The organism is Mesorhizobium sp. M7A.F.Ca.ET.027.03.2.1 (assembly GCF_003999175.1).
Lineage (GTDB): Bacteria > Pseudomonadota > Alphaproteobacteria > Rhizobiales > Rhizobiaceae > Mesorhizobium.
Map to the genome: position 1 here is coordinate 1 of NZ_RZOM01000985.1, position 2,340 is coordinate 2,340.

Consider the following 2,340-nt stretch of genomic DNA (forward strand, 5'->3'; position numbering starts at 1 on the left):
GAGAAGGACCCGAAAAAGAACCCGCCACTCAGGATGGCGCAGGTTGGCTACAAGGAATTGATGCGCGTCATGACCGCCGCCGGCTATACGGTCGAGACGCAAGGCTTTCCAAATGTCTAGTTTCCCAATGGCTGGTGCGACGGGTTCCCGGCGAGACCGATTGCTGTAGATTGGCCCGATGAAAGATTCCGAACACCCCTTCTTCCGGCCTTTGTGGCGGCGTGCCGCCATCGTCGCGGTCTGCGTCATCTGGTCGATCATCGAGTTCGCCACCGGCACGCCGTTCTGGGGCATGATCGCGCTCGGCTTCGCCGGCTACGCCGTCTGGCAGTTTTTTTATCTCTACAAGCCTGCTGACGAGGCGAAGCCTTCGGTCGAGCCCGAGCCGAAGGAGTAACTGATCGCATGCGTTGGCGACTAGCTTGCAGTGCTTCTCGTTTCGTCATCCTGGGGCGGAGCAAGGAGCGAAGCGACGCGGCGCAGACCCTAGGATGACGAAGTTGGAAGGGCGCCAGCCGAAGATTTGCGATGGCCCTTTCAAAACAGGCGGCTTGGCTTCACGGAGTCCTTCAAGCCAACGGAATAGGAGACAAAAATGTCGAAGCTGTTGGTGAAGGCCGACAAAGGCCTTGGCCGCGTCGCCCATGTGACGCCGAAAAGCGCCGGCTGGACCTATGTCGGTTTCGACCTGCATCGGCTGAAGCCGGGCGAGAGCGTCTCCGGCAAGACGGAGGATCGCGAAGTCTGCCTGGTGTTCGTTACCGGCAAGGGCAAGGCTTCAGCCGGCGGCAAGGATCTCGGCCTGCTCGGCGAGCGCATGTCGCCCTTCGAGGGCAAGCCGTGGTCGGTGTATGTGCCTGAGGGTTCGGACTGGTCGGTGACAGCGGACACCGGGCTGGAACTCGCGGTCTGCTCGGCGCCGGGCCTTGGCGGCGGCCTGCCGGTGCGGGTGATCGCACCGGGCGATCTCGGCCAGGAGGTGCGCGGCAAGGGTACCAACACGCGCTACGTCACCAACATATTGCCGGAGGGCGAGCCGGCCGATTCGCTGCTGGTGGTCGAGGTCATCACGCCCGGCGGGCATACGTCGAGCTATCCGCCGCACAAGCACGACCAGGACAATCTACCCGCCGAATCCTACCTCGAGGAAACCTACTATCACCGCCTCAACCCGGCGCAGGGTTTTGCCTTCCAGCGCGTCTATACCGACGCCGACAAGAATGGCCACCGCGCGCTCGACGAAGCGATGGCGATCGAGGATGGCGATGTCGTGCTGGTGCCCAGGGGTTATCACCCCTGCGCCGCCTGCCACGGCTACGACCTCTATTATCTCAACGTCATGGCAGGGCCGAAGCGGACGTGGAAATTCCACAACGCGCCCGAGCACGAGTGGTTGATGAAGGCCTGATCGGTCGCTGCGTGAGCACTCGCTCCCTGGTCCAGCACGAAAAAATCGTCGGCTAATGACCCCGCCGCAGCGTTTTGTTACCTGAAAGCCAGCAAGGCTTCGTCAATTCGTCATGGAAATCACCTATGGCAGCGAAGCTGACAAGGACTTTCCATGCGCTACGCCCTCTATTTCACCCCCCGGCAGGACGAGCCACTGGCGCGGATCGCCGCCGACTGGCTGGGCCGCGACGCGTTCGGCGCCGCGACGAGGCCGGTCGAAGCGGTGGCGGACCTGTCGGCGGCGGAAGTCGCTTTCCACACCGCTTCGGCGCGCCGCTATGGCTTTCACGCAACGCTGAAAGCCCCCTTCCGCCTGGCTGCCAACGAGACGGAAGCCTCGCTGCGCGCCGCACTCGACCATTTTGCCGAGGCGACGCCGGTGGTGACCATCCCGCGTCTCGTGGTCAGCCAGATCGACGGCTTCTTCGCACTGGTGCCGGAAGGGCCAGTGCCTGCGCTCAACCGGTTCGCCGATGACGTGGTGCGTGATTTCGACCGGTTTCGCGCACCGCTGAGCGAAGCGGAAATCGAGCGGCGCAGCCCGGATTCGCTGAAGCCGGCCGAGTTCCGCAATCTCTGCCAATGGGGTTACCCCTATGTCTTCGAAACCTTTCGCTTCCACATGACGCTGTCGGGCCGGGCGGGGTCACAGGAAAGCCCTCGTTTGCGCGCAGCGATCGACAGCCTGTTCGCGGAAGTGCTGCAACAGAAGGTGCTGGTGGATGCGCTGACCTTGTTTGTCGAAACCGAACCGGGTGCACCGTTCATGGTGCTCTCGCATCACGCGCTCGGGCGCCGCCCGGCCAGAAAAACCGCCTGAAGGACTGCCTGAAATGACCGCCGAGACTGTTCTCCACAATGCCCGCATCGTGCTTGCCGACGAGATCGTCG

At 63.0% G+C, this 2,340-nt stretch carries 3 protein-coding genes and 1 pseudogene; all 4 read left to right on the forward strand.

All coding sequences use genetic code 11. The features are described 5' to 3' along the window. Nucleotides 1-120: pseudogene (locus tag EN750_RS30010) on the forward strand (myo-inosose-2 dehydratase); the annotation flags it as partial. A 58-nt stretch (nt 121-178) separates the two neighbouring features. Continuing rightward, nucleotides 179-397: a DUF3329 domain-containing protein gene (locus tag EN750_RS30015; RefSeq protein WP_127398902.1), complete on the forward strand. Its 219-nt coding sequence runs from the start codon at nt 179-181 to the stop codon at nt 395-397. Between the two features lie 198 nt (nt 398-595). After that, nucleotides 596-1,408, forward strand: a complete 813-nt coding sequence (gene iolB, locus EN750_RS30020; RefSeq protein WP_127398903.1) for a 5-deoxy-glucuronate isomerase — start codon at nt 596-598, stop codon at nt 1,406-1,408. A 153-nt stretch (nt 1,409-1,561) separates the two neighbouring features. Continuing rightward, entirely contained in the window at nt 1,562-2,269 is a 708-nt protein-coding gene (locus EN750_RS30025) for a DUF1045 domain-containing protein (protein ID WP_127398904.1), read from the forward strand. The last annotated feature ends 71 nt before the right edge of the window (nt 2,270-2,340 follow it).